Origin of the sequence: Paraburkholderia lebeckiae (assembly GCF_050436325.1) — a bacterium.
Lineage (GTDB): Bacteria > Pseudomonadota > Gammaproteobacteria > Burkholderiales > Burkholderiaceae > Paraburkholderia > Paraburkholderia tuberum.
Map to the genome: position 1 here is coordinate 957,501 of NZ_JBNDLZ010000002.1, position 21,744 is coordinate 979,244.

Genomic DNA, 21,744 nt, shown 5'->3' on the forward strand with positions numbered 1-21,744 from the left:
CACGTTCCGATGTATTACTCACCCGTTCGCCACTCGCCACCAGACCGGAGTCCGTGCTGCCGTTCGACTTGCATGTGTAAGGCATGCCGCCAGCGTTCAATCTGAGCCAGGATCAAACTCTTCAGTTCAAACCTGTTACTGTTTTCGGGCTCTCTCGAACCCGGTCGCTCACTCAACGTACTGACGATGATCAGTCCGTCTTCCGACAGACAAACCTTCCTCTAATACTGTGTGAGGCTGCTGATACTTCTGCCTGGCAGCAGACTCCGGAGAATCCGCCGCCGCATTCCGCATCAAGCGCCCACACTTATCGGCTGTTAGTTTTTAAAGATCGGTCCGCCAAACCCGCCGCGCCTGAACCACTCCTGCCCGGCACTGCTTCGTTTGCGTCGCTGCGTCTGCAGCAGAGAAACGGGATTATGGAGAACTTCCGCCGGATCGTCAACAGGTTTTATCACCCGCTTAACCTGCCCACCCCGCTGAAACCCTCGCCATCAAAGGCTTCCCGCTTCTCCGCACCCCGGCGTCCGGAGCACGAAAGAGCGGAATTCTAGTCGCCGACATCGGGACTTGCAAGCGATATTTTGACCGCGCGGCGCGCAACCTACCGCGACCCAAATCACCTCGACTCATGCAGTCGCATGCGCGCGCATCGCCCGTTCGACCACGGCCAAATAATGGTCGATCCCCGGCGTCGCGCGATCGTTCTCTTTCGCGCGATCGTCCCATCGGCGCAAACGCATCGCGTCTTCGGCGTACGGCTTCTGCATAAATGCCTGCGCCTCTTCCCTGCTGAAGATCCCGCCCTGCAATTGCAAGCTGCGCACCGAGTCGGCGGACAACTGGCCAAAATAGGTGGCGTCGATCGCGCACAGGCAGCGCTTCGCGTCGACGTGCAGACGAATCGGCTCCAGCACCGCATCCGACAACACCGGCCGCAAAAACGGCAAGGCGAAATACTGATGCAGATCGTCGACACCCCGTTCCGTCGGCGTCTCCCCTTGAAGGTTCAGCAGATGGCCGAGGTCGTGCAAGAACGCCGCGGCGACCAGTTCGTCGCTCGCGCCTTCCGCCTCGGCGAGCGCGCCGCTCTGCAACGCGTGTTCGAGCTGCGTCACCGGCTCGCCGCTATACGCGAGGCTGCCGTGTCGCTCGAAGAGCACACGGATATCGTCGAGACTCAATGCCACCTGTTACTCCCAAGGTAATGAAAACGTCTTCAGATTGGTAAAGCTCTTCATCGCTTCCTGAACGCCTTCCTTGTAGCCTAGCCCCGAATCCTTGATGCCGCCGAACGGCGTCATCTCGATCCGGTAGCCCGGCACTTCCCACACGTCGACGGTGCCCACGCGCAGCTCATTAATGAACCGCGTGATCGCGTCCTGCCGGTTCGTACACACGCACGACGACAGCCCTAACGGCGTGCGTTGCTGATGCGAATCGCATCGTCGAGCGTGTCGAACGCGATGACCGGCGACACCCAGCTCGTCGGCGATCTCACGTGGATCGCCGGTCAGCACCTGCAGCATCGGCGCGGGCAGCCCCGCTTCATACAGCAGATCGGCCAGACAAAGCGCCGACAGCGGCACCTTCTCCGACGGCTTCAGCACCACGCGATTATTCGTCGCGATGACCGGCGCGACCTGGTTCATCGGATGATTGAACGGCGTGATCGCGACGATCACGCCCGCGAGTGGCTCGCGCTGCGAGAACACGCGACGCCTTTTGCTATGCGGCGTCAGATCGCACAAGAAACTCTGACCGTCGTCGCGCAACGCCTCGAACGAGGCAAAGCGGAACAAGTCGGCGACGCGGCCAATCTCGTAGCGAGAGTCCTGTTTCGACAGACCCGACTCGAGCGAAATCAGATCCGACGCCTGTTCGATCCGCTCGCGCAGCAGCACCGCCGCGCGCTCGAGAATCCGCGAACGCTCGTAGCGCGACAGCGTCGGCGCGATACGCGAGCGCGTAGTCGAACGCGGCGCGCAGATCGTCGATGCTGGCGAGGGGCGCCGTGCCGACGCGCATGCCGGTATAAGGATCGAACACGTCGAGCGTCCGGGCGCGCGTCGCGCGCTCGCCGCTCAGCCGCAGCGCTTCGGCGCGGAACTCAGGATGGTCCCGCGGCGCCGTGTTCATGATGTCGACACGCGATTGAGCGCGACGTCGAAGATATCGAAATTGCGCAGCCGTTTGCCTTCGCTGCCGGTGGCTGATGGCTGAACGCGCCGGTTGAACAGCAGTGGCACTTCCTGCTCGGAAATCCCGCCGTGCGAGCGCAACGGCACGGTGAGCCCGGACAGGTCGTGCTCGTCGCGCCGCGTGCCGAGCACCACATGCTTCGTGCCGATCACGACCAGATCGCCGATGCGATCCTCAGGCAGCCCGAAGCGCGCGCACGCGGCGCGTCGATCGAGCACGACTTCGATTCCCGGCAGGCGGCCGATCCGCGCAATCACGGACGCAGCATCGACCTCGCGCGGCAAATAGACCGTCGCGAACGAACCCAGCGCGCCATGATGCACGACGTACGGATCGGTGATCGGCAGAATCACGCGCGCCGTCGAGGCGTCGAGCCAGTCGTCGAGCAAGTCCTGCAGATAGATCACGTTCGGCTCGCCGGTTTGCGGATCGTGCTTCGCGTTCATACCGTGATCGGCGGTGAGGCCGATCACCCAGCCGAGCGCGTCGAGCTTCGCGAGATAGCCGTCCATCATCGCGTAGAACGCGTTCGCGCCTTCGGTGCCGGGCGCCCATTTGTGCTGGATATAGTCGGTCGTCGACAGATACATGAGGTCGAGCTTGCGTGTCCGCGCGAGCCGCACGCCGGCCGCGAACACGAATTCCGACAACCCCGCGCTATACACGTCGGGCAATGGCAGGCCAACCAGATCGAGCACGTCGTCGATGCCGTTTTCCTCGCGCGTCACCTTGTCGGCTTTCTCCGCCGAAAAGCAGATGCCCTTCAACTGCGAGCCGAGCAGCCCGCGCAGTTTGTCCTTCGCGGTGACGACGGCGACCGCGGCGCCCGCGTGGGCGGCGGCCGCGAGCAGCGTGGGCGCGCGTAGGTAGGCGGGATCGTTCATCATCACCGCCGCGCCCGCGCCGTCGTTCGCGTGGGTGTCCCAGAAGTAGTTGCCGCAGATGCCATGCACAGACGGCAATACGCCGGTCACGATCGACAGGTTGTTCGGGTTCGTGAACGACGGGATCACGCAGTCGCCGCGAAACACCGCGCCGCCCTCGAGCATCGAACCGATGAACGGCGCGACGCCGGCCGCGACCGCCGCTTCCAGATACGCAAACTCGCCGCCGTCGACACAGACGACGACCGTCGGTTGCGAAGGCAGCCGGTAGCTCCGGCCGTTGACTTCGATCGTGCGTTGCTCGGGGTGTGTCATCGCGTGGTTTTCCATTGCCGGGTTGTCATTGAAGGCTTCATCGCCGGGCTGTCTGTTCGTGGGCGAAGCTGCCGCGGCGTTTGCCGGTGCGCTTGCCTCGGCTTCATCGCCGCGCCGTCATCGCCCGCGCGAGCCGGCCGCTCGCGTGCCCGCCGGGAGGCGCTGCTCGTGCGCCGCATCGCCCGCCGCCTCGCAGGCCGCATGCGCGCGCTGCAACCCGCCCTGCACATGCGCGCGCATCAACTGCGCGGCCTGCTCCGCATCGCGCGACGCAAGCGCTGTCAGAATCGCGCGATGCTCGGCGAGCGAGAGCGCCATCGCGTCGGCCTGCACGTTTAGCGCCGCTCGCCGAAACAGGCTCAACTCGCTGACGAGCCTGCGATACGTGTCGTACAACTTCGTGTTGCCCGCCGCCGCGACCAGCCCATCGTGAAACGCGAGGTTCGCGCGCGCATACGCATCGTGATCGTGCGACGCGAGCGCCGCGCGCATCGCGTCGACCCAGTCGCGCAGCACCGCGAGCTTGCCCGCATCGATGCTCGACGCGAGCATCCGGCACGCCCCCTCTTCGAGCACCGCGCGCACCGCGTAAATCTCGTCCGCCTCCGCGAGCGACACCGTCCGCACGAACACGCCGCGATTCTTCTCGGTGCGCACCAGACCCGCCTGCTCTAGCGCGCGAAACGCCTCCCGCACCGGCCCGCGCGACACCAGCAATCGCGCCGCCCAGTCGGCTTCGTTGAGCTTGTCGCCCGGCGCCAGCATGCCGCCGACGATATGCCGCTCGATCTCGTCGCGCACCAGCGTCGTCAGCGAGTGGCGGCGCACGACCTCGATCGGATCGACGGAAGCAGAGTGCATATATTCGGTCATTTTGGCAACTTTTGCCACATCTACATCGATGCTCACCGGTTCGCGCGCGTGCTTCGGATCAACCAAATCGTTCGCCGATCAGTCGGCTCAGTCGGCTCAGTCGATCCGGCGCCGCGGAGCGCGCGCCGCGATCAGCAGCAGAGCGACCAGCGAGACCAGCAGCAGAATCAGCGACAGCGCGGAAGCCGGCAGGTAATAGCCGCGTTCCACCTGCCCGACGACGACGATCGGCACCGTCGCGAAGCCTGGCGGATATACGGTCAGCGTCGCGCCGAGTTCGCCGAGCGACAGCGCAAAGCCGAGCGCGAGACTCGCGCGTATCGCCGGCACCAGTTGCGGCAACACGACGCGACGCAGCACCATCGACGGCGGCGCTCCGAGGCTCGCGGCCGCTTCGCGCAACACGGTCAGCTCCGGGCGCAGCGCGGCGGCCGCGCAGCGGTAGCAGAACGGCAGTACCAGCGCGAGCTGCACGAACACCACGATCGCCGCCGAGCTCGACAGATCGAGCGGCCGTTTGTGATACGCGATCAGCACCGCGAGGCCGAGCACGACGCTCGGCACGCCGTTGGGCATCATCGCGATCGTGTCGACGACGGCGCCGAGGCCGCGCCGGTCGCGTCCTTCGAGCGCGAGCGCGAGCCACAAACCGAGGATCGTGCCGAGCACCGCGACGCCCATGCCGACTTCGAGGCTGGTGGTCAGCGCGTCGAAGTCGCTCGAACCGAGGCGCTCGAACCAGCGCATGCTGAAGCCGTCGGGCAGGATCGTGCCGGACCAGTGCGACGCGACGCTCGATAGCGCGACGACCAACACCGGCAGCACGAACAGCCAGAAGCACAGCAGCGCGGCAAAGCCGAGAAACAGACCGCCGAGCAGTCGCACCGCGAGACTGTGCCGCACCGGCCGGCCCTTCTTGTGCATGACCGGCAGCACGGTCGGATCGAGTTCAACGGCCATGACCGGCTCCTTTCACCTTGCGACGATTGACGCGCCGGTACAACGCGTACAACGACAACGACATCAGCAGCATCACGACCGCGCCGGCGGCCGCGGTCGGCAGATCGAGATCGACGGTGGCGGCGCTGTAGATCGCGACCGGCAGCGTGATCAGATGGGCGCTGCCGAGCACCAGCAGAATGCCGAACTCGTTGAGCGTCAGCAGAAAACACAGGATCGTGCCGGCCGCGATGCCCGGCCACGCGAGCGGCAGGATCACCTTGAACGCGACGATCAGGCCGTTCGCGCCGAGGCTGCGCGCGGCTTCGATCAGTCGCTGGTCGAGCAGCGCGAACGATGCCAACGTCGGACGTACGACGAACGGCGCATAGAACACGACTTCCGCGAGAATCACGCCGCCGATGCCGAACAGAAAATCGAGCGGCGGCGCCTGCAGATTGAACAGCCGCTGCAGCCCGATACTGACCGAGCCTTGCGAGCCGTACAGAAAGATCAGCGTGAACGCGACCAGAAACGACGGGAACGCGACGAACAGTTCGAGAAAGCGCGTGACCAGGCGCGCGCCCGGAAACGGCTTGAAGAACAGCAGCGACGCGAGCGCCACGCCGAGCAGCGACGCCAGGCTCGCACTCGCGAACAGGATGCCGAGCGTGGTGCCGATCACGCCGCGCGTTTCGGGGTTACCGAAGAACATTACGTACGCGTGGCCAGACAGGCCATGCGCGCCGGTCAGACTCAGCATCACGAGCCGCACCAGCGGATAGATGACGAGCGGTCCGAGCACCACGACTGCAATGAACAGCAGATGCCATTGCGCGAGGCGCTCGCGCCGCTTGACGGCGGCCGCGTGCGCCGCCGCGCTCGCGAGACGGCGCGCGGCGGCGGCTTCGACCTCGGCTTGGGTGGCAAGGTCGAGCGGGTTGGACGTATCAGGGCTTGATAAGGACGACATCGCCAGCCTCGTAACGCAGGGAAACACGCGCGCCCTTCTCCGGCGTCATGCCGAGACCACGCTGCATCGTGACGAGCACGGGGTCGTTCGGCAGCGCATCGAGCACGACCGATACCGACAAGGCCGCGCCGTACCACTCGACCGACGCGATCGCGCCGTGCAACTGCCCCTCTCCGAGCGGCACGATGCGCAGCGCCTCCGGACGCAGACACGCGACACGTTCGCGCTCGTTGTAGCGCGCGTCGTCCATGCCGAACGCGACCTGCGGCGGCAGCAGATTGGCCGCGCCGAGGTAGCGCGCGACGAAGCCGTCGGCCGGCGAGTCGTACAGCTGCTGCGGCGTGCCGAGCTGCGCGATATGGCCATCGCGCATCAGCAGCGTGCGGTCGGACAGCACGAGCGCGTCGTCCTGATCGTGCGTCACGCAGACGATCGTCAGATTCGGCAGACGTTCATGCAGCGCCTTCAGTTCGGAGCGCACCGACGCGCGCAGATTGGCATCGAGCGCGGACAGCGGTTCGTCGAGCAGCAGCACGTCGGGCTCGATCACGAGCGCGCGGGCGAGCGCCACGCGCTGCTGCATGCCGCCCGACAGTTGCGCGGGCATCACGTGACCGGCATCGCCGAGCTGCACGAGCTTCAGCACCTCGGCGACGCGGCGCGCGACGTCGCGCGCCGGAATACGCCGCGCGCGCAACCCGAACGCGACGTTCTCGAATACCGTCAGATGCGGAAACAGCGCGTAGCTCTGGAATAGCAGTCCGAGGTTGCGCTTGTGCGGGGGCATGTGCGTCAGATCGCGGCCGGCCACCGTCAGCGTGCCGGCCAGACCGTCGGCCTCGATGAAGCCCGCGATGAAGCGCAGCAAGGTCGTCTTGCCGCAGCCGCTGCGCCCGAGCACGGTGAGCAACTCGCCGCGCCGGATGGTCAACGACAGATCGTCGAGCACCGTGCGCGCGCCGAAGCGCACCGTCAGGTGATCGATCTGCACGCCGCCGGGCGCGTCCGAACGCGCGGCGTCGAGCGCATCCAGCGGAGCGCCAGGCGCAGTGGGGTGAGCGAGACTGGCCGTATTCACCGGAGTCGTCCTCCAACAGGATTAATGCTGATGCGGCGCCGCGCATTACGTGCGAAGCGCCGACTGAATCGACTTACTTCGGCTTGACCACTTCGATCTCTTTGCCCGACGAACCGATCACGTCGCTCTTCCAGCGCGCGGTCCAGTCGGCCTTCTTCGCCATCACGTGGTTCCAGTCGACCGGAATCAGCTTGACGCCGCTGATCGCCTGCTTGACCGCTTCGCCGTTCTTGCCGGCGAGCGGCACGTCGCTGCGAGCCGGAATGCCGAAGATGTCCGGCACCTTCGACTGCACTTGCGTCGACATCAGATAGTCGATCAGCTTCTTGCCCTCGGCCTGGTTCGGACCGTTCTTGATCAGCGCGATCGCGTACGGCAGCTGGAACGTGGTCGGCTGACCGCCGGGCGCGGCGGCGAGGAACACCGGTTTCAGCGACAGGCCGCCGTTGGCCGCGTCGTCGAGATCCATCTGCAGATCGCCATTGGCGACCGCGATCTCGTTACGCGACAGCAGTACGTCGAGATAGCCCGTGCCCTTGGTGTGGAACTTGGCGCTCTGCTCGAGCTTCTTCAGATAGTCGAATGCCTGGTCTTCGCCCATCAGCGACGAGGTCAGGATGATCACCGCCATGCCGTCGCCGGCGGTCGCCGGATTCGAATATGCGACCTTGCCGGTGAAGTCCGGGTGCAGCAGGTCCGCGAACGTCTTCGGCTGGGTTTTCGTAACTTCGGGGTTGATCGCGAACGAGAAGTAGTTGTTCACGAAGGTCGCCCACGCGCCGTTCGACGCCTTCGCGATGGCCGGCACGTTCTTGTAGTTGGCGCTCTGGTACGCCTGCAGCAGGCCGCTCTGGTCGGCCTGCTGAATGAACGGCGGCAGTGTGACGAGCACGTCGGCCTTCGGCTGATCCTTCTCGATGGTCGCGCGGTTCACGACTTCGCCGCTACCCGCCGTGACGATATTGACCTTCACGCCCTCCTTCTTTTCGAAGGCCGGCAGCACATCCTTGTACAGATTTTCGAGGCCGTCGGCCGTGTACAGCACGACGGCGTCGGCCGCATGAGCCTGCATCGCGGCACCGCCGAACGCGGCCGCGGCGACCAGCGCCGGCAGCAGTTTGCGCGCGAGGCCGGCCGCAGCGTGAAGGGAATTCGTCTTTTTCATGTCGCTCTCTCCGAAGCTAAAAACCAGACGGTCGGGATAACCCATACCTGTAGTGATTGAACGGCGGCACGCTTGCGTGTTGCCCGCTGCGGTTGCCGCGCCGGTGTGTCGTGGATTGCAGATTGCAGACAACTTTGCCGCTTCTCGCCCAGTCTGACTGACAGCCCCTACCACACCCGCGCTGTCTGCCGCGCTGAGCGGGCACGGCAAGAATTACAGGTTTCGATGACAAGGCCATGACGATTGCGCCGAATTCCAAAAAAAGACACAAATTGCCAACTCGCGCCAACCGATGGAATTCGTCGCGCCACCCAGAAGCGGACCCCGCGCGCCGATCCCGTGTGGATCGTACATGGCGAAAATGACGATGTATGCACGGTGCGTCGGGAAATTGCGGAGGGGGCGGGTGGCTTTTTTCTTTAGATTTTGGCGGGCGCGGAATGTCGCTCAGCGCGAGCTGGGTACGAACGCGGCGGGAACCGCCCCGCCAGGCCGTCTCAGGCGATCAGAATCTCCGGACCATGCGCGGTGATCGCCTTGCCAAGCGCGTGCTCGGGCGCCAGTTCGGTGACCAGATACCGCGCCGACTCGATCCCGTTGATGCGCACCGGCGTCACGCGTCCGAATTTCGAGTGATCGGCGACGACGACCACCATGTCAGCCGCGGCGATCATGCGGCTGCGTACTTCGGCCGCCATGCGGCTGTAGTCGGTGAGATAGCCGTCCGGCGAAATTCCGCCCGCGCCAATGAACGCGAAATCGGCATGGTACTGCGTGAGCTGCTGAACCGTGTCGAGGCCGAAGGTCGCGTCTTCGATATCGGACAGCTCGCCGCCGAGCAGCGTCACGCGATTGTCGTTGCGTCGGCCGAGCAGCAGCGCGATGCGCCAGTCGTTGGTGTAGACCGTCAGCCGATGCCGGTCGAGCAGCGCGCGCGCGACCGACTGCGTGGTGCTGCCCGAATCGATGATCAGCGACGCGCCGTCCGGCACGAACTCGGCCGCGCGCTCGCCGATCGCACGCTTCGCGCCGGCGTTCTCGGCTTCGCGCGTATCGAGATCGGGCTCGCGCCGATCGCTCGACAACGCGCCGCCGTGTGTCGTCACAAGCAGGCCGCGGCCGGCCAGCGCGTTGAGGTCGCGACGGATCGTTTCGCGCGATACGTTCAGTTCGCGCACCAGTTCGGCGACCGACAGCGCGCCGTTCTTTGCGACTTGCGCGAGGATGTATTGATGACGTTGTTCTGCGAGCATCTGAGAAGGCCGAAAGCCGGCACGCTTGGGTTTCGCCGTGGTTGAGGCAGGCCGCCGTATTGTATTACGCGTATTGCGCGTTGTTAGTGCTGGCGTGCAGGTGGCGCTCAGGTGGCGCTCAGGTGGCGTGGAGGGCGCGTTCATGGCGCGCTCGGCTTGCATCGAGCCGCCCTTGCGCGAACACGCCAGCCATCGCGCCGACCTGCTAACCTTGACGGCTGGACTCGCCGGCCATGCGGCGAACGCAACGCCGCCGCCCGGCCGAGTCCCGCGCACAACGCCTCGCCCGTCAACCGAACCGCCGATGCCGCCACTGTTTCGCCGTCTACTGCTGCTGTTCCATGCGCTGCGTTACGGCGCGCGCCTGATCTGGCTCGCCGCCCCGCCCGACCACAAGCTGCACTGGATGATCGAACTGATCGGCCGCGTGCATGCGTCGGAGCGCAGCGGCGCGCAGTTGCATGGTCTGCTGCCGGCGCTCGGTCCGCTCGCGAGCCGCTTCGCGCAGACGCTCGCCAGGCGCCCCGAGCTCGCGAGCGGCACGCTGCATGACGCGCTGGACGCCATCGATCACATGGAAGTGCCGCTGTCGCCGGACGACTCCGCGCTGGCTTTGACTCGCGCGTTCGGCCGGCCGCTCGGCGAGCTGTTCAGCGCGGTCGACCTCGTGCCGGTACGCAGCGGCTTCGCCGAGCAGACCCATTTCGCGCGGCTCGCGATGCCGGTCAAAGGTCATCACGAAGTCGCCGTCAAGCTCGTGCGTGCGCAGCAATTGCAACAGATCGGCGATGAACTCGCTTTGTTGCGCTGGGTCGCGCGCTGGCTCGAAAAGCTGTCGCGCGTCGCGCGCCGGCTGCAGTTGCGCGCGCTCGCGCAAACCTTCACCGACGACGTCCTGCGCCGCTTCGACCTGCGCGCCGAAGCCGCGAACCTGAGTCAGACCGGCCACCATTTCGACGGCGACAAGCGCATCGTCGTGCCGGACGTGATCTGGGAACTGTGCACCGAGCACACGCTGACGATGCAGCGCATCAACACGCTGCCCGCGAGCGACCTGCCCGGTCTGCACGCGCACGGCATCAAGCTGGCGCCGCTCGCCGCGCATATCGTCGAGGTCGTCACCGAGCAGGCATTCGAGCATGGCTTCTTCCACGCGACGCTCGATGCGCGCCGCGTGCGCGCCAGCATCGAGCCGGACACGCTCGGGCGCCTCGTGCTCGCGGAGTTCTCGATCATGGCGACGCTGTCGAGCGGCGAGCGCGAATTTTTCGTGCACGGCGCGACCGCGTTGTTCGACCAGGACTACGGGCGGCTCGCCGACATGCATCGCGAGGCCGGCCACGTGCCGGACGACACGCGCGCCGAGCTGCTCGAAGCCGAGTTGCGCACGCGCGCCGAAGCGCACTTCGCGGCGGCGCCCGAGGATCGCTCGGCGGGTTCGCTGTTTCATCATCTGCTGCACGGCGTGCAACCGTTCGACGGCCACGTGCCGGGCCGGCTCGCGATCGCGCAGCGCTCGTTCCAGCAGGCGGAGATGCTCGCGCGGGCGCTGCATCCGGGCATCGATACATGGAACATCGCGCGCGGGGTGCTCGCCGATATCGCGCGACGCGATCTCGATCACCGCGGCTGGCTCAAGCGACTGTCACACGAGCTGCCGCATCTCGCGCATATGCTGCCGCGCGTGCCGCAACTGGCGGTGCGCTATCTGCAGCAGCACGATCGCACCGGCACCCCGCAGCAGAACGCGCAACTGCTCGCGGATCTCGCGCGCGAATACCGGCGCACGCGCTGGCTGCTGTGGGCGTGCGTCGTCGGTGGCGGCGTTCTCGGAGCGGGAATGACGCTGCTCGCGTGGTGACGGGCCCGCGCGCGCATTGCAGCTTTGAACAAGACGCGCGCCGCCCATGCCGCCAACATGGCGGCTTTTTCACGCCTCCCGCCTCGATGCTCGCTGCCTTTCTTGCCGCCGTCTTCGTCGTGCTGTGGTCGACCGGTTTCGTGGTCGCCCGCGCGATCACGCCTTACGCCGATCCCAATCTGTTTCTGCTCGCCCGCTTCGGCGGCACCGCGCTGGTCTTCGCGCTGGCCGCGCTGGTCGCGCGCTCGGCCTGGCCGACCGGACGCAACTTCGGCAAACACCTGGCCGCGGGCGCACTGCTGCAGGGCGTCTATCTCGGCGCCGGCTACTGGGCCGTCGCGCAAGGTCTGAGCGCGGGCGTGATGGCCTTGCTCGGCGCGCTGCAGCCGCTCGCGACGGCCGCCGTCGCCGCGCCGCTGTTCGGCGAGCGCTTGTCGCGGCGCGGCTGGAGCGGCATGGCGCTCGGCCTCGCCGGCGTCGTGCTGGTGCTCGCGCCGAAGCTCGCTGCCGCGACGCCGCCCACGCACGGCAACGCACCCGCGTGGCTGGTCGTACTGATATCGATCGTCGCGGTGGGGGCGATCACGGCGGGCACGCTGTTCCAGAAGACCTCGCTTGCAAAGGCCGATATTCGCAGCGCGAGCGCCGTGCAGAACGTCGGCGCGGCGATAGTCGCGGGGGTGCTCGCGCTCGGTGAGCATCGCTGGATCGCGTCGCCGACGCTGTGGGCGTCACTCGCGTGGGGCATCGTAATGCTGTCCGGCATCAGCGTCACGTTGCTCGTCTGGATGGTCCGGCGCGGCGATGCGGCGCGCGCGACTGCTCTGCTGTTTCTTGCGCCGCCGCTCGCCGCGCTCGAAGGGTATCTGGGGTTCGGCGAAACGCTGCTGCCAGTGCAGATCGCCGGGTTTGCGGTCGCGCTGGCTGGCGTGTTGTTGGCGAGGTCGTGAGGGGCGCCGCGCGCGCCAGTATTGCTACAAAGCGCCCGTCAGTCGGCCGTATCCGCTCGCGCGGGCATTTTCGCTCGCGCAACCGCGCCCGGTGCTGGCGACCACGCCGGCCGACTCTTGCGCCGCGAATCGACCACGACGATAAAACGCCCCGCCCACGGCATGATCTGCCGGTCGCTTTTCAGCACCCACAGCGATTGGCCGGAATCGACGACCTGCTCATATTCTGCGTCGAGAATCCCGTAGTGATCGAGAAACGTGTTCAGCGATGCGGGAATCCGCACGCAGCCCTTCGAATGACGAATGCCGAGCACCGGTTCGAGCCGCTCGGGGTCGGTCGCGTGCATCTGGAAGCGCATCTGCGACATGCCGCCCTTGCCCCACCCGCGTTCACCCTGCGCCCAGCCGAAATCGAAGATGCGCATATCGCGCCGTCCGTAGCCGCGAATATGGTTTTCGTTCTGCGTGCCCTCGGAGCGGAAATCCATGTTGTCGGGCGTATGTTCGAACACGCCGAGCGGCGTGATGAAGTGGTCGTACTCGCCGGGCCGTCCCGTGGATACCGGCGATGCGCCGATCATCTGCCAGTTGTCGGCGGGCGCCGGGCGGAAGTAAATCAGGAGCGCCTGCACGTTCGCATTGCGATCGACGAGCACCACGTACTCGCCCGACAGATTGCCAAGCTCGTTCTCATTGAGCGCCGTCTCCAGACGGTCGGCGTACGCGCGCTGCTCCGCGACGGGCAGTCTGAGCCGGCGCGTCACGTCCTGCACGAATACGTCGCGCAGCAGGAATGCGCGGCGCGGATCGACGACGCCAGCCGCGTCGGGCGCGGCGACGGTGGCGGCGTCGATCGTGGGCAACGGCCGGCTCGCGCCATTCCACGCGTTGGCCGGATTGGCCAGATTCACCGTATGCGCCGCCGATGTCGCGAATGTAGGCGACTGAGCGCTACCGGGCGCCGCCGCATGAACCCGCCCCGCCATCGCACCGGCACTCGAGACGACGGCTGCGCAAACCCATGCGCAAAACCTCAGGCGGTTCAATCCAGGCTGGCCAGGCCGATCTGGGTATCTCATCGCGTCTTGGAGCAAACATGATTATTATTGACTGCACGCCGGGTCCCTGCGGCGTTCGGAATGATCGATGTTATCAGCGAATCGAGGCGTGTCGATGAAAATACCTTCTAACCTGCGAACTCTTCAAAAATGATCGGCTATTTTTCGACAATCTACATGCCAGCGAAAAGGGAATTAATACGCAATTAAATCGGTCGTTGGAAACTCAAACCCCAAAAGGCAATATACGATTTCTTTCGACGAAAGTAGACCGAAGACGGCAGCACGTGCCGATACTCACGCCGTTTTTCAACCTGCTTGCAATCTGTTTCAAGCCACTTCAATCGCTCTTTCTCTCGCGAGGACAACAACGACCATGGCTCAATCCGATCCAGCCGCGCGCCAGGCCCGCATCGCGACCGAAATGCACGTCGCCGCCGAATTCGACGCAAGCCGCGAAATCGAGCGCCGGGTCGATTTTCTGGCGAACTATCTGCACAATAGCCACCTGAGTACTTATGTGCTCGGCATTAGCGGCGGCGTCGATTCGACGACGGCCGGGCGTCTCGCGCAACTCGCGGTCGAGCGTTTGCGGGCGAACCATTACGACGCGCGTTTCGTCGCCGTCCGTCTGCCTTACGGCAAACAACGCGATGAAGCGGATGCGCTCGAGGCATTACGCTTCATTCGCGCCGACGAAAATCTGACTATCGATATCAAACCCGCAGCCGATGCAATGCTCGAGTCGCTCGATAAAAGCGGCGTGTCGCTCAAGGACGAATCCCAGCGGGATTTCGTGCACGGCAATATCAAGGCGCGCCAGCGGATGATCGCGCAATACGCGGTGGCTGGCGCGCGCTCGGGGGTCGTGATCGGAACGGACCACGCGGCCGAATCGGTGATGGGCTTTTTCACGAAGTTCGGCGACGGCGGCGCCGACGTGCTGCCGCTCGCCGGGCTCAGCAAGCGCCGCGTGCGTGCGGTCGCGAATACGCTCGGCGCGCCCGACGCGTTGGCGCACAAAGTGCCGACCGCCGACCTCGAGATGCTGCGGCCGCTTCGTCCCGACGAAGACGCATATGGCATCCCATACGACGCGATCGACGATTTTCTCGAAGGCAAGCCGGTCAGCGATACCGTGCGTGACGTGGTCCTGCAGTTTTACAACGCGACGCGTCACAAGCGGGCGCTGCCGTATACGCCGTTCGACTGGCCGGCGTCGCCGGATGGGCAATGATGCGCCCGCGAACGGCACTCTCAAACGAATAAAGGCGGTGGACATGCGCGCGTCGTCGCGCCTTTCCACCGCCTTCGAAAACAATACAACTTACTGCACCGCCCGCAGCGCTTACTGCTCCGGCGGCGGTTCGTCGCTGAACAGATCGGCGCTCGCTTCGAGCGGCTGGCCACCCAGTTGCTTGCCGTGAATCTGCCGCGCGATCACGTCGCCGACATACGGCACGCTCGCGTCGAGCTCGACCGTCGCGTAGGCGCCGGGCTTGCCGGCGTCCACCACCTCGACGTGTTTCGCGTAATGGCCGAGTTCGCGCTTCAGAAATTCCCGCACGTCCTGCTCGCTGCACGATTCGGCGATATTGCGCACGGTCAGGTTCATGCGGCCTACCCTCGCCGCGCCTGGCGGTCCGTCCGTCGGTCAGGGCTTGCGATAGGCACCGGTCGCAGCGCGGCTCGCTGCTTCGTCTGAGTCGCGCCGAGTGCGCGAAGTGCGACCACGCCGGTCGCGCCGGCCAACCCCATAGCGAGCCATGACAAGTAGAAGGCCATCGTTCAAATCTCCTGTGCGAATTTCATCCTGTTGTCAGGATAGCCCGCTTCGACAGCGAACACACTGTGACGCAGTGTCGTAGGCAATGGCGAAACATCCCCGTCGATGCACTGTACCTGAATCAGCCGCGCCAATCCTGGGAAAACATCGGCTGCCTCAGCACCTTGCATGCCTGGCCAGCTCCGGCCCGGCACGCAGACCTATCGTCGAAAGCATCGTGCGGGGGACGTAGGCAAAGGCGGACTGATCGCGCCGATCAGTCCGCCGCTTGCACGTTCGCCGCGCTTACCCACCACGCATTCTTACCTTGCGGCAGACGGACCAGCACCGCGGAAGGATCCTCGACGCCGTCGTCGGCGATCTGGCATACCGGCAGGCCGTCGGGCAGACGCTTCACTTCGCCAGCGGCCTCGAACAGCGCGATTCGCTGCGCATCCAGCGGGCGCAGTTGGCGATAGACGTCGAAGCTGAGCGCCGCGGGCACGTCGCCGCGAATCTCGAGCTCATTGGCGCGCGCGCAATGCGCGGGCGCGACGGCAACCGCGGCGGCGCTGCCGCTCAGGCAGCCGATCGTCAGCGCGACGGCGGCGAGACGGGAATGGGTCATCGTGTTTCTCCGAAAAAAGTAAGGGGCAGCGAACCGCGGTTCCGCGAGGAATGCGCAGCGTGCGGACGCGCGAGCACGTGACGCGCTCAACGCTCGCGGGCATGCGCGTCGCCGCGTCGGCTGTCTTCGCTGTCGACGCCATCGTCGTCGCGAGTCGCGAACTCGAGCCGGCTCACGTCGCAGGACGCCTGGCCAAAGCCCGCATACACCGCCGACCAGTTGCCGACGATCACCGCTTGCGCCTGCGCGAGACTCAGCTTGCCTTCGCAGACGCAGCGCTTGAGCATCGCCGCCGCGCGTGCCTTGCGGCGCTCGCCCTGCGGGCCGGACCACGGCAATAGATCGAGATTGGCCGGCGCATCGGGCGATCCGCCGAGCATGACCGGCACACGCCGGTCGAGCGCGAACGCGGCGACGTCATCCGCATCGATGCCGCGTGCGGCAAGCATGCGATCCTTGTGCGCCATCAGCTCGTCGAACGGCGGCGCGACGGTTTCCGCATAACCGGGGCGGCAAATCGTTTGGCCGATCGACTGCTGGGTCACGCGTTCGTCGAGCACGGCGCTCGGTTGCGCGGCGGCATCTCCGATGCGCAGCGCCAGCAGTGCGCCAACGGTGACGAGCAGCGCACGGTGCGTGATACGCACGCGCGGGCGAAGGACGCGCCTGCGTCCGAGCCGCGGCGCGTTGGCCGCGTCATTGATGCTGGTCGTGTCGCGGGAAAGACCGCGCCGATGCGTGTCTGCGATGCCTGCGTTCATTCGTCGGCGCGCCGGCGGCGGCACGCGGTAGTTCAATTCGCAAGGCAATTAAAACACATTCAATATGGATGAGTACAAAAGCCGGACATGACGGCGCGCCGTTTGCTGGCTCGCGGCAGCCGCCGCGAGCCAGCGCAGACCGACCCCGCGCGACGTCGCGATGAGTGGGGCGCCCCGCCGCCGCCGCTACTTCGCCACCCGCGCCTGCAACGCGCGGATCCGCCCAAGCGCCTGCGCGTTCGACACCGTCTCTTCGTACATCTTTGCGAGGTCGGCTTTCAGCGCGGTGCGCGAACCGCCATCGAGATACACCATATGCCCCGATGGATAGAACCGTGCCGACAGGTTCTGCCGCACCTGGTGACTGACCAGCGGCATCTGCTGCAGATCGAGCACGGTCTGATAGAACGGCGTGACGAAATCGAAAAAGCCGTTCGCCGACAGCACCTTGAGGTCGGGATTGAGCGCCATCACAGCGGCAAGGTCGCCGGCCGTGTACAGAATGATGTTGCCTGTCGAGTCGAGACCCTTCTGCGCGCCGGTTGGATCGATATGGCCGAAATCCCAGTACTTGAACGCCTGATCGTTGAGGTCGGTGAACGACGAGTTCGACGTGTACTTCAACTGCTCGTTCAGATAGACGTTCCACATCGTTGTGTAGACGCCGGTGACCGCGGTCATCGTCGGATCGTTGCCGCCGGAGTTCGGGTCGATCTTGCCGGCGATGCCGGTGTCGATCGCCGTTACGCGGCCGTCGTAGGCGCCGAGCGCGAGGCCTTGCGACTTCAGCAACGTGGTCAGGAACAGCGAATTGCCGCGGCTGTCGTAGCCCGCGATGTCGAGGCTCCACGCGAGCAGCGTCGTTTTGTCGATGCCGGTGTATTCGCTGAGCTTTTCGGTGGTCGCGGAATCTGTGGTCGGAAACTTGCGCAGCGCGGCCAGGTAGTCGGTGCGCGCGAACTGCGCGACCTCCTCGGCGAACGCGCCGAGATCGGTCGGCCGCGGCGCGACGCCGAGCTTCTTGTGATACCACGCGTCAGCGGCCGCCGTGGGCAGCGCGCCGACCGGATTGCCCGATTGCGTGTAATCGAGAATCGACGATTGCAGCGTAATGCCGTTCAGATCGACCCCATCCTCGTGCAGCCGGTACGCGAGCACGCAGCTACGCGCCGTGCCGTAGGATTCGCCGAATAGATACTTCGGCGAATTCCAGCGGTTGTTCTTCGTCAGGAAACGCTTGATGAACTGCTTGATCGAATCCGCGTCCTGATCGACGCCCCAGAAGTCGCGATTCTTCTTCGGCGCGATCGCCGCCGAATAGCCGGTGCCGACCGGATTGATGAACACCAGGTCGCTCTTGTCGAGCAGACTGTCCGGATTGTCTTCGAGTGAATAAGGCGCGGGCGGCGTGAACCCCGGCATCGACGTCTTGATGCGGCGCGGCGCGAACGAGCCGAGCAGCACGAATACCGACGACGACCCCGGCCCGCCGTTATAGAAAAACGTGACCGGCCGCGTTTCTTCCTTCTGATTGTCCTGCGTGAACGCGACGTAGAACATCCTCGCCGACGGTTGCGAACTGCTCGGATCGACGATCACCAGATGGCCCGCGGTCGCCGTGTAGTCGATCTTGTGACCTCCGATCGTCACCGAATGATGCGTGATCGCGGCTGTCTCGACTGTATCGGTAACCGAATCGTCCGGGCCGTTGCCATAGGCGACCGGGTCGAAGAGCGGCTGGTCGCCGGCCTTGTGCGGCGCGCTCGTGGCGGTGGACGCGCCTGCCGGGGCCGTGGCATGCGTGTTGTGCGGCGAATGCTGGCTACCGGAAGCTGATTCTGTATTCGTCATGATCGCTCCAAGGGTTCGTTTTACTTGCCGTGCGTCCTCGTTCTTACGTCTCGTTGTTGTGTTATGCGCTGTGTTGCAGACTATAGTGCGCCCGCCACCTTCCCGCCATTGGGGCTGCCTAGTCCCGTGCAGGCGTCCCACCCCTTCGACGCCGCGAAGCTGCCGTTGTTGCCTTGCGTGATGTCGTTGCAGACGCCCGGCGCCTTGTACAGCTTGGCGTTGACGAAGCCGGCCGGCTGCCCCTTCGCCGCGTTGATGCGCGCGATCAGCGCCGCCCACAGCGGCGCGACCGCGCTGGTGCCCCCCACCACCGTTTGCATTCCGTCGACCAGCACGTCGTAGCCGGTCAACGGCGACGCATCGCCCGCGACATCCGGCACGCCGCGCCCGCCGAGCGGCCGGCTGCCGCCGCCCGTCGCCGTGGCCGACAAACCCTGCTGCCACGCCGGCACCGGAAACGCACTGCTCACGCCGCCGCCGGTGGCCCCGCCCTGCTCGCCGTCGTTCCAAACGACCTCGCGCGTGATCGCCGAACCGGACGCGCTCAGGTGCGTGCCGCCGCAGGCGAGCACGTACGGGCTCGACGCCGGGAAGTCGACCGCGTCGCCGCCGGCCGAGCCGTCGCTCGACCCGCTGTCGCCCGAGGCTGCGCAGATGGTCACGCCGAGCGCCGCCGCCGATTGCAGTACGCTGTTGAGCGCCTGCATCGACTGGCTGGTCCACACTGATTCCGGCGCCCCCCAACTGATCGAGATCACCGACGGCTTGTTGGTTGTGTCGTGCACCGCGCGGCTCACCGCGTCGATGAAGCCGGCGTCGCTGTTCTGCGTAAAGTACACGGCGATGGCCGCGGCCGGCACGATTGCGCCGACGATCTCGATGTCGAGCGTGACCTCGCCGTCCGGGCCGTTCGGATCGCCGCTCGGCTCGTTGCCAGCCTGATCGACGCCGACCGGGGTCACGGTCGGCTCGCTTACACCGAGGCTAGAGAAATAGGTCTTGAGGTCCGACGCGTTGTAGCCGCCGCCGAGCTCGATGATGCCGACGCACTGACCGCCGCCGTCGCCTTGCGGAAACTGGTAGAGCGAGGCGAGCTGCGGCGGCGAGTACGACGTCTGCCCGGCGCGCGCCGGCACGAACGGCGGCCGGATGCGAAAGTGCGGACGCGCCTGCGGCCGGTTGTCGAGTCCGAGCACCGCCTCCACGACGCCATGCAGATCGTCCGGCACGCTGATCGAGCCGGTGCGGCCACGGAACTGCCCGGCCGCGTGATGCTGGTAGAGCTCGAGCTTGACCTCGAACGCGCTCTGGAATTGCGCGATCGTGCCGCTCAGCAGCACCGAGCGCGCCGCCGGATCCTCGCGCGCGACGGTGAGCCCATGCGCAGCCGCGAACGCGCGGACCTTCGCGATGTCATCGGGCGCGGCGCCGTAGTCTTGGGCGAGCGCCTCGCGCGACAGCGGCTTCACGCTCGCGTCGCCGGCTTCGATGCGCTTTATCAAGGCGTCGAACTGCGCCTGCTGCTGGCGGCGCAGCATCACGAAGACCTCGATCCGCTCGGCGGGGTCGCATTGCCCGATGACCGTCGTGCCCTGCGCGACCTTTCGCTCGCTGCCCGGCAATGGATGTTTGATGACCATGGTATCGACTCTCCTGTTAGCGTGGCTTCGCACGCGGTCATGCACGACCGCGCGGCCCGGCGGCGCGCAAGCACGCCACGCGCCTGCATGAAGCGCATCTTGGCGATACGCGGCAGGGATTGTTCAAGAACTTCGTCCCAGCGTCCGACCAAAGCATTCGAACACAGTTCCGGCCAGCGCGACAGTCGTCCGCATGGCTAGGGTCTAATGCGCGGCGTGGATGCGACAAGCTATGATGCTGCAGCGGCATTCCCGCCGTTTCATTGGCGCGCGCGCCGCCTGCGCGCACGATCGAGAAATCAGAGGAACCCATGTCAATTTCGATGTATCAAGCATCAGTGCCTGTGCTGATTCGCGGCCTCACGAACCTGCAGGCCATCCTGGGCAAGGCCGAAGCGCACGCGGCCGCAAAGCAGATCGAACCGTCGGTGTTCACGAATGCCCGGCTCGCGCCGGACATGCTGCCGTTCGTGCGCCAGGTGTATATCGCGAGCGATACCGCCAAGGGTTGCGCGGCGCGCCTCGCCGGCGTCGAGCCGCCGAAGTTCGACGACGTCGAGCAGACTTTCGATGAACTGCAGGCCCGTATCCAGAAAACGATCGATTACCTGAAGGAATTCAACGCGGCGCAGATCGACGGTTCGGACAGCCGCACCATCACGCTGAAACTGCGGCTGGGTCCGATCGAGTTCACCGGAGCGTCATATCTGTTCGGTTTCGTGCTGCCGAACTTCTATTTCCACGTGACGACCGCGTATGACATCCTGCGTCACAACGGTGTCGAGCTCGGTAAGCTCGACTATCTGGGCGGGATGCAACAGTAAACGGAGCGGCCGGGTCGTCGATCGCGCGGCCGCCCTCACGCGTGCAGGCGCGGCTGGAATGCGATTACCGCCATGCCGGCCAGCGTCAGCGCGACGCCTGCCGCGTCCCACAGCGTGGGCCGCACCTCGTCCACGACCCACAGCCACGCAATCGCGACCGCCACGTACACGCCGCCGTAGGCTGCATACACGCGGCCCGCGGCGGTGCCATGCAGCGTCAGCAGCCACGCGAACAGCGCGAGGCTTGCCGCGCCTGGCAGCAACAGCCACGCGGAGCCGCCCTCCTTTAGCCAGCGCCACGGCAGGTAACAGCCGAGAATCTCGGCGACAGCGGTCACGACATACAGCAGGAAGGTTTTCATCGATGAGCGTGAGAAGGTGGTTGTGTCGCCGCGCGTGCGCGCGGCCGCCTGTTCTGGCGCGCAGCGGCGTCGCTGCCGGCTGCGCTGTTGGTTTTATTAACACAATCACTTGGCACCGCGCGTGCTGCGCGTGCGACAGTCGCGCTACTTCAACTCCGACGGCCACCGGTCATGAGCATCGAGTCACCCTGCGTCGACATCTGCAAGTTCGACGACAAAACCGGCCTTTGCATCGGCTGTATGCGCACGCGCGACGAATGCAAAAGCTGGAAAAAAATGAAGGACAAGCAACGCAAGAAAATTATCGAGGACCGGCCGCGGCGCGAGCGCAAGCTGAAGAAGTGAGCGGCCGGCGTCGCCGG

The 21,744-nt window shown here is 65.6% G+C and carries 20 protein-coding genes, 1 rRNA gene and 1 pseudogene (1 of these 22 cut by a window edge); 5 read left to right on the plus strand and 17 right to left on the minus strand.

Features of this window, described 5'->3' with window-relative positions:
* The 10 genes and pseudogenes from OKW44_RS07425 to OKW44_RS07470 all read right to left on the minus strand — a co-directional run.
* Positions 1 to 128, minus strand: a 16S ribosomal RNA gene (locus OKW44_RS07425) (it extends 1,405 nt beyond the left edge of the window).
* Between the two features lie 501 nt (positions 129 to 629).
* Complete coding sequence (locus tag OKW44_RS07430) at positions 630 to 1,190, minus strand: phosphonate degradation HD-domain oxygenase (protein ID WP_018425045.1); 561 nt, start codon at positions 1,188 to 1,190, stop codon at positions 630 to 632.
* A 3-nt stretch (positions 1,191 to 1,193) separates the two neighbouring features.
* Positions 1,194 to 2,139 (minus strand): annotated as a pseudogene (locus tag OKW44_RS07435) (aldehyde dehydrogenase family protein).
* On the minus strand, positions 2,136 to 3,401 hold the full coding sequence (gene phnA, locus OKW44_RS07440) for a phosphonoacetate hydrolase (protein WP_113062030.1): 1,266 nt from the start codon (positions 3,399 to 3,401) through the stop codon (positions 2,136 to 2,138). Before phnA ends, OKW44_RS07435 begins: the two are co-directional and overlap by 4 nt.
* Positions 3,402 to 3,518: 117 nt before the next feature.
* Positions 3,519 to 4,274, minus strand: coding sequence for a phosphonate utilization associated transcriptional regulator (locus tag OKW44_RS07445; protein ID WP_026226629.1), 756 nt, complete (start codon positions 4,272 to 4,274; stop codon positions 3,519 to 3,521).
* A gap of 96 nt (positions 4,275 to 4,370) precedes the next feature.
* Positions 4,371 to 5,234, minus strand: coding sequence for a 2-aminoethylphosphonate ABC transport system, membrane component PhnV (gene phnV / locus OKW44_RS07450; protein WP_018425042.1), 864 nt, complete (start codon positions 5,232 to 5,234; stop codon positions 4,371 to 4,373).
* A complete protein-coding gene (locus OKW44_RS07455) occupies positions 5,224 to 6,186 on the minus strand; it encodes a 2-aminoethylphosphonate ABC transporter permease subunit (RefSeq protein ID WP_018425041.1) in 963 nt (320 codons plus the stop codon). The genes phnV and OKW44_RS07455 overlap by 11 nt, the downstream gene beginning before the upstream one ends.
* Positions 6,164 to 7,264 (minus strand): 2-aminoethylphosphonate ABC transport system ATP-binding subunit PhnT, encoded by a 1,101-nt coding sequence (gene phnT, locus OKW44_RS07460; RefSeq protein WP_018425040.1) that lies wholly within the window; start codon positions 7,262 to 7,264, stop codon positions 6,164 to 6,166. Before phnT ends, OKW44_RS07455 begins: the two co-directional genes overlap by 23 nt.
* A gap of 73 nt (positions 7,265 to 7,337) precedes the next feature.
* Complete coding sequence (gene phnS, locus OKW44_RS07465) at positions 7,338 to 8,429, minus strand: 2-aminoethylphosphonate ABC transporter substrate-binding protein (protein ID WP_026226628.1); 1,092 nt, start codon at positions 8,427 to 8,429, stop codon at positions 7,338 to 7,340.
* A gap of 497 nt (positions 8,430 to 8,926) precedes the next feature.
* Entirely contained in the window at positions 8,927 to 9,682 is a 756-nt protein-coding gene (locus OKW44_RS07470) for a DeoR/GlpR family DNA-binding transcription regulator (RefSeq protein WP_018425038.1), read from the minus strand.
* A 304-nt stretch (positions 9,683 to 9,986) separates the two neighbouring features.
* On the opposite strand from OKW44_RS07470, the gene OKW44_RS07475 reads away from it, so the two are divergent.
* Positions 9,987 to 11,543, plus strand: a complete 1,557-nt coding sequence (locus OKW44_RS07475; RefSeq protein ID WP_026226627.1) for an ABC1 kinase family protein — start codon at positions 9,987 to 9,989, stop codon at positions 11,541 to 11,543.
* A gap of 86 nt (positions 11,544 to 11,629) precedes the next feature.
* The gene (locus OKW44_RS07480) at positions 11,630 to 12,493 is read left to right on the plus strand and encodes a DMT family transporter (protein WP_026226626.1); all 864 of its coding nucleotides are present in this window, start codon (positions 11,630 to 11,632) and stop codon (positions 12,491 to 12,493) included.
* A 38-nt stretch (positions 12,494 to 12,531) separates the two neighbouring features.
* Here OKW44_RS07480 and OKW44_RS07485 read toward each other — a convergent pair whose 3' ends face one another.
* The gene (locus tag OKW44_RS07485) at positions 12,532 to 13,479 is read right to left on the minus strand and encodes a L,D-transpeptidase (RefSeq protein WP_018425035.1); all 948 of its coding nucleotides are present in this window, start codon (positions 13,477 to 13,479) and stop codon (positions 12,532 to 12,534) included.
* A gap of 448 nt (positions 13,480 to 13,927) precedes the next feature.
* Here OKW44_RS07485 and nadE point away from each other — a divergent pair, with 448 nt between their 5' ends.
* Positions 13,928 to 14,788: an NAD(+) synthase gene (gene nadE, locus OKW44_RS07490; protein WP_018425034.1), complete on the plus strand. Its 861-nt coding sequence runs from the start codon at positions 13,928 to 13,930 to the stop codon at positions 14,786 to 14,788.
* A 111-nt stretch (positions 14,789 to 14,899) separates the two neighbouring features.
* On the opposite strand, the gene OKW44_RS07495 is transcribed toward nadE, so the two are convergent.
* The 5 genes from OKW44_RS07495 to OKW44_RS07515 all read right to left on the minus strand — a co-directional run bounded on the left by OKW44_RS07495 (position 14,900) and on the right by OKW44_RS07515 (position 20,196).
* Positions 14,900 to 15,166 (minus strand): RNA recognition motif domain-containing protein, encoded by a 267-nt coding sequence (locus OKW44_RS07495; RefSeq protein WP_018425033.1) that lies wholly within the window; start codon positions 15,164 to 15,166, stop codon positions 14,900 to 14,902.
* A gap of 427 nt (positions 15,167 to 15,593) precedes the next feature.
* Positions 15,594 to 15,944, minus strand: coding sequence for a hypothetical protein (locus tag OKW44_RS07500; RefSeq protein WP_018425032.1), 351 nt, complete (start codon positions 15,942 to 15,944; stop codon positions 15,594 to 15,596).
* Positions 15,945 to 16,030: 86 nt separating this feature from the next.
* Positions 16,031 to 16,705 carry a hypothetical protein gene (locus OKW44_RS07505; protein WP_018425031.1) on the minus strand — a complete coding sequence of 225 codons (675 nt, stop codon included), beginning with the start codon at positions 16,703 to 16,705 and terminating at the stop codon, positions 16,031 to 16,033.
* Between the two features lie 186 nt (positions 16,706 to 16,891).
* Positions 16,892 to 18,556, minus strand: a complete 1,665-nt coding sequence (locus OKW44_RS07510) for a S10 family peptidase (RefSeq protein ID WP_018425030.1) — start codon at positions 18,554 to 18,556, stop codon at positions 16,892 to 16,894.
* Positions 18,557 to 18,636: 80 nt separating this feature from the next.
* Positions 18,637 to 20,196 carry a S53 family peptidase gene (locus OKW44_RS07515; RefSeq protein ID WP_018425029.1) on the minus strand — a complete coding sequence of 520 codons (1,560 nt, stop codon included), beginning with the start codon at positions 20,194 to 20,196 and terminating at the stop codon, positions 18,637 to 18,639.
* Between the two features lie 311 nt (positions 20,197 to 20,507).
* On the opposite strand from OKW44_RS07515, the gene OKW44_RS07520 reads away from it, so the two are divergent.
* Positions 20,508 to 21,020: a DUF1993 domain-containing protein gene (locus OKW44_RS07520; protein ID WP_018425028.1), complete on the plus strand. Its 513-nt coding sequence runs from the start codon at positions 20,508 to 20,510 to the stop codon at positions 21,018 to 21,020.
* A gap of 35 nt (positions 21,021 to 21,055) precedes the next feature.
* On the opposite strand, the gene OKW44_RS07525 is transcribed toward OKW44_RS07520, so the two are convergent.
* Positions 21,056 to 21,382 carry a YnfA family protein gene (locus tag OKW44_RS07525; protein WP_018425027.1) on the minus strand — a complete coding sequence of 109 codons (327 nt, stop codon included), beginning with the start codon at positions 21,380 to 21,382 and terminating at the stop codon, positions 21,056 to 21,058.
* A 171-nt stretch (positions 21,383 to 21,553) separates the two neighbouring features.
* Here OKW44_RS07525 and OKW44_RS07530 point away from each other — a divergent pair, with 171 nt between their 5' ends.
* Positions 21,554 to 21,727 (plus strand): DUF1289 domain-containing protein, encoded by a 174-nt coding sequence (locus OKW44_RS07530; RefSeq protein WP_018425026.1) that lies wholly within the window; start codon positions 21,554 to 21,556, stop codon positions 21,725 to 21,727.
* Positions 21,728 to 21,744 lie beyond the last annotated feature (17 nt).